This is a genomic window from Corallococcus llansteffanensis (assembly GCF_003612055.1).
Lineage (GTDB): Bacteria > Myxococcota > Myxococcia > Myxococcales > Myxococcaceae > Corallococcus > Corallococcus llansteffanensis.
Genome location: NZ_RAWB01000711.1, coordinates 1 through 4502, shown reverse-complemented (window position 1 = coordinate 4502; position 4502 = coordinate 1). Strand labels below are relative to the sequence as shown.

Below are 4502 nucleotides of genomic sequence, written 5' to 3'. Positions count from 1 at the left end.
GAATCCTGATCGTCGACGACGATGACTCCGTCCGCGACGTGATCTCCGTGCTCCTCCGTGAGGAGGGCTACAACTGCGTCGTGGCGAATGGCGCCGAGATGGCGCTCGACGTCGCGGGGGAAGAAGAGACGCCGCTCGTCATCAGCGACATGAAGATGCCGGGTCGCGACGGGCTGTGGCTGCTGGAGAACCTGCGCGAGCGGCTGCCGGACACGTCCGTCATCATGCTCACCGGCTACGGCGACACCGAGTCCGCGGTGGACTGTCTGCGCCGGGGCGCGGTGGACTACCTGCTCAAGCCACCGAAGCTCACCGACCTCATCCGGGCCATCGAGCGCGCGCTCGCCAAGCGCCGCATCGAGATGGCGCGCAAGCGCTACCAGAAGAAGCTCGAGGGCAAGGTGCGCGACCGCACCGCCGAGCTGCGCAGCGCGCTGCACAACATCGCCAACACGTACCAGAACACGCTGCTGGCGCTGGTGGCGGCCCTGGACGCGCGCGAGCACGAGACGAGCGACCACTCCCAGCGCGTGGTCAGCTACACGTCCGCCATCGCCAGCCGCATGGGCATCCACGGCAAGCAGATGGAGGAGATCGGCCGCGGGGCGCTCCTGCACGACATCGGCAAGATTGGCGTGCCGGATGCCGTCCTGCTCAAGCCCGGCAAGCTCACCCCCGACGAGTGGCTGGAGATGCGGCGTCATCCGGAGATCGGCTTCCAGATGATCCAGAACATCCCCTTCCTCTCCACCCCGGCGGACATCGTCCTGTCGCACCAGGAGCGGTTCGACGGCGCGGGCTACCCGCGCAACCTGCAGCGCAACGAGATCCACATCGGCGCGCGCATCTTCGCGGTGGCGGACACGCTGGACGCGATGACGAGCGACCGGCCGTACCGCAAGGGCACGACGTTCGCCAACGCCATCCAGGAGATCAAACGCTGCGCCAACACCCAGTTCGATCCGGACGTGGTGAAGGCGTTCCTCGACATCGGTGAAGAGGGACTGATCCGCATCAAGAAGGAGATGGCGGAGAAGAAGCTCAACCCGATGCAGGCCGCCGCCGACGCCGCGGAGGCCGAGACGGAGCTGGCGCGCCTCACCGACCTGGATGACGAACCGGATCACACCCCGGTGGGCCCCTCCAGCGCGGCCACGGCCACGGCGCTGGCCACCCCGCCCGTCGCCATCCGCTCCGCCTCCGGCACCGAGGGCTGAACGTCCCGACGGGAGCGATGGGTTTCCCCCGGGTGGGTTGTTATGAACGCGGAACGCCCCGTGATGACCGCCCCCCTGCCCGCTCCCAATCCGCTCGCCCCTCCGCTGCTCGACGCGCAGGGGCGGTGCATGACGTACCTGCGGCTGAGCATCACGGACCGCTGCAACTTCCGCTGCACCTACTGCTCGCCTGCGTCCTGGGGCGGCAAGAAGGACCTGCTGGACGCGGGTGAGTTCGAGCGCATCGTCTCCGTGTTCGCGCGCATGGGCATCCGCCGCGTGCGCCTCACCGGCGGCGAGCCCCTCATCCGGCCGGACATCCAGGAGATCGCCCGGAGGCTCGCCGCGGTGCCGGGCGTGCAGCACCTGGCCATCACCACCAACGCGAGCCGCCTGGAGTCGCTGGCCGTCCCGCTGCGCGACGCGGGCGTCACCCAGCTCAACCTGAGCCTGGACACGCTGTCGCCGGAGACGTTCCGGCGCATCTCCAAGCAGGGGGACTTCGACGCGCTGATGCGCGGCATCGACTCGGCGGCGGGCGCGGGCTTCCAGTCGCTGAAGCTCAACGTCGTGGTGATGCGCGGCCTCAACGACCACGAGGTGCCCGCGCTGGTGGCCTTCGCGCACGCGCGCGGCATCACCCCGCGCTTCATCGAGTTGATGCCCTTCGGCCAGGGCACGCCGGTGCCCACGGCGGAGCTGCTGGAGCGCTTGAAGGCCACGGGCGTGGCGCTCACCGAGGAGCCGGCGGAGGACGCCGCGTCCCCCACGTCCGGGCCGGCGCGCTACTGGCGGACTGCGGGCGGGCGCGTGGGGTTCATCTCCCCGCTGACCCAGAACTTCTGCGGCGGGTGCAACCGGGTGCGGGTGGCGTCCAACGGGGACCTGCGCAGCTGCCTGGGCGGCCGGGCGCAGGCGCCGTTGCACCAGCTCATCCGGGGCGGAGCCACCGACGCGGAACTGGCCATGGCCGTGCGCCGCGCGCTGGGGGACAAGCCGGAGGGGCACCGTTTCACGGAGGCCGGAAACGGCGCCACGCTCCTGCCCATGATGGGCATTGGCGGCTGAGGGCTACTTCACCAGCCGGATGTTGACGGGGTAGCGGTAGAGCTCGCCGTCGTTGGCCTTCAGGCCGGCGATGACCGTGAAGACGATGGACGCCAGCGCCACGATGGGCACCAGGATGAAGCCCACCGCCACGCACATGAGGACGGCGGAGATGGCCATCGCGATGAAGGTGGTGATCTGGAAGTTGAGCGACTCCACCGCGTGCGCGCGGACGAAGGACGACTCCTTGCCCTTGGTCAGCATCAGGAACAGCGGCACCGCCCAGCCCAGGAAGCCCGCGCCCACCACGATGCCGGCGATGGAGCCCAGATGGGACAACATCCCCATCGTCTTCTCATCCGAGGTCGCCGTGGGCGAACCGGTGATGAACGTGCCGAACTGCTGATCCTCGCGCTGCCCTGGGTCCATGAAACGCCCTCCGAAGTCTGAATGGGGCGCGACGGGATGCGCCCGGAAGGCTCGCAACATGGCACGCCGCGTCGGTGCCTGTCATCCAGCGGACAGGGTGCCCCCTCAGGGGACCCCGTCCGCCTGGAGGGCTCAGCGGTACAGCTCGCTGCCCGCCTTCTTGAATTCCTCGCTCTTCTCCTTCATCCCCGCCTCCAGCGCCCGGACCTCATCGACGCCGACCTTGTCGGCGTAGTCGCGCACGTCCTGGGTGATCTTCATGGAGCAGAAGTGCGGGCCGCACATGGAGCAGAAGTGGGCGACCTTCGCGCCTTCGGCGGGGAGCGTCTCGTCGTGGAAGGCGCGGGCGCGCTCGGGATCGAGCGAGAGGTTGAACTGATCCTCCCAGCGGAACTCGAAGCGCGCCTTGGACAGGGCGTTGTCGCGGGCCTGGGCGCCCGGGTGGCCCTTGGCGAGATCCGCGGCGTGGGCGGCGATCTTGTACGTGATGACGCCTTCCTTCACGTCATCCCGGTTGGGCAGGCCCAGGTGCTCCTTGGGCGTCACGTAGCAGAGCATCGCCGTGCCGAACCAGCCGATCATCGCCGCGCCGATACCGCTGGTGAAGTGATCGTAGCCCGGCGCGATGTCCGTGGTGAGGGGCCCCAGCGTGTAGAACGGCGCCTCGTGGCACACGGCGAGCTGCTTCGTCATGTTCTCCTGGATGAGGTGCATGGGGACGTGGCCGGGGCCTTCGATCATCACCTGCACGTCGTGCTTCCAGGCCACCTTCGTCAACTCGCCCAGCGTCTCCAGCTCGCCGAACTGGGCGGCGTCGTTGGCGTCGGCGATGGAGCCGGGGCGCAGGCCGTCGCCCAGGCTGAAGCTGACGTCATACGCCTTCATGATCTCGCAGATCTCCTCGAAGTGCGTGTAGAGGAAGTTCTCCTGGTGGTGGGCGAGGCACCACTTGGCGAGGATGGATCCACCGCGGCTGACGATGCCGGTGAGGCGCTTCGCGGTGAGCGGGACGTACTTGAGGCGGACGCCCGCGTGGATGGTGAAGTAGTCCACGCCCTGCTCGGCCTGCTCGATGAGGGTGTCGCGGAAGATGGCCCAGGTGAGCTCCTCCGCCTTGCCGTTGACCTTCTCCAGCGCCTGGTAGATGGGCACGGTGCCGATGGGCACCGGGGCGTTGCGGAGGATCCACTCGCGCGTCTCGTGGATGTTGCGGCCGGTGGACAGGTCCATGACGGTGTCCGCGCCCCAGCGGATGGACCAGACCATCTTCTCCACCTCCTCTTCGATGGAGGACGTGACGGCGGAGTTGCCGATGTTGGCGTTGATCTTCACCAGGAAGTTGCGGCCGATGATCATCGGCTCCAGCTCCGGGTGGTTGATGTTCGCGGGAATGATGGCGCGGCCCCGGGCGATCTCATCGCGCACGAACTCCGGGGTGATGACACGCGGGATGGCGGCGCCAAAGGAATTGCCGGGGTGCTGCGCGGCGAGTGACGCGTCCAGCTTCTGGTTCTCACGCACGGCGACGTATTCCATCTCCGGCGTGATGATGCCCTTGCGGGCGTAGTGCATCTGGCTGACGTTGCCGCCGGCCTTCGCGACGCGGGGCTTGCGGAGGTGGCTGAAGCGCAGACCGGCGAGGCGCGGATCGGCCTCACGGGCGCGGCCGTACTCGGAGGTGATGCCGGCGAGCTCCTGGGTGTCCGCGCGGGCGTGGATCCAGTTCTCACGCAGGGCGGGCAGGCCCCGGCGCAGGTCGATGTCCGCGGCGGGGTCGGTGTAGGGGCCGCTGGAGTCGTAGACGTGGAC

At 68.6% G+C, this 4502-nt stretch carries 4 protein-coding genes; 2 read left to right on the top strand and 2 right to left on the bottom strand.

Annotated features, from left to right (window positions below; genetic code table 11):
* Positions 1 to 2: 2 nt before the first annotated feature.
* Together D7V93_RS38750 and moaA are read left to right on the top strand one after the other, a co-directional pair.
* Positions 3 to 1217, top strand: coding sequence for an HD-GYP domain-containing protein (locus D7V93_RS38750; protein ID WP_244237765.1), 1215 nt, complete (start codon positions 3 to 5; stop codon positions 1215 to 1217).
* Positions 1218 to 1280: 63 nt separating this feature from the next.
* Positions 1281 to 2285, top strand: a complete 1005-nt coding sequence (gene moaA / locus D7V93_RS38745; protein ID WP_120648093.1) for a GTP 3',8-cyclase MoaA — start codon at positions 1281 to 1283, stop codon at positions 2283 to 2285.
* A gap of 3 nt (positions 2286 to 2288) precedes the next feature.
* Here the strand turns inward: moaA and D7V93_RS38740 are convergent, their stop codons facing one another.
* Both D7V93_RS38740 and thiC read right to left on the bottom strand, forming a co-directional pair.
* Positions 2289 to 2693, bottom strand: coding sequence for a DUF4870 domain-containing protein (locus D7V93_RS38740; protein ID WP_120648092.1), 405 nt, complete (start codon positions 2691 to 2693; stop codon positions 2289 to 2291).
* A gap of 132 nt (positions 2694 to 2825) precedes the next feature.
* The coding region (thiC, locus tag D7V93_RS38735; protein WP_120648091.1) for a phosphomethylpyrimidine synthase ThiC at positions 2826 to 4502 on the bottom strand (1677 nt) is incomplete at its 5' end.